Source organism: Arsukibacterium sp. MJ3, assembly GCF_000987765.1.
Lineage (GTDB): Bacteria > Pseudomonadota > Gammaproteobacteria > Enterobacterales > Alteromonadaceae > Alishewanella.
The window spans coordinates 1-434 of record NZ_LAHP01000181.1 but is presented as its reverse complement, the minus strand read 5'-3'; the positions used below and the strand labels follow the sequence as shown (position 1 = coordinate 434).

1 protein-coding gene is annotated in these 434 nt (G+C 43.5%); it reads right to left on the bottom strand.

From position 1 onward, the window contains the following. On the bottom strand, positions 1 to 364 hold a 364-nt coding region (locus tag VT06_RS17390), incomplete at its 3' end, for a Tex-like N-terminal domain-containing protein (protein ID WP_046555594.1). Between the last annotated feature and the right edge of the window lie 70 nt (positions 365 to 434).

Below are 434 nucleotides of genomic sequence, written 5' to 3'. Positions count from 1 at the left end.
CAATGGCAATTTGCCCTTTCGTGCGGCGTTTCGGTTTGTAAGGGAGGTAGAGATCTTCAAGTTCAGTTTTTGATAAGCAGGCATGTATCGCAGCATTTAATTCAGGCGTAAGTTTATCTTGGTCTGCGATGTTCTTTAAAATTACCGTGCGGCGATCTTCGAGGTCGCGCAAATAGCTAAGCCGCTGTGATAAATTACGCAGTTGCGTATCATCAAGGCCACCTGTGGCTTCTTTACGATAGCGCGCAATGAAAGGAACCGTGGAACCTTCATCAAGAAGTTTTAAAGTAGCGGCAACTTGAGCTTCACGAACTGAAAGCTCATTGGCAATCACTTGGCTTATAGTTAAACGAACAGCAGACATACATCGTTTCCATTTCCGCAGCTGAAACTGCAGTGATAGTTAAAGATAGATTTGCTGCTAATATTAACAC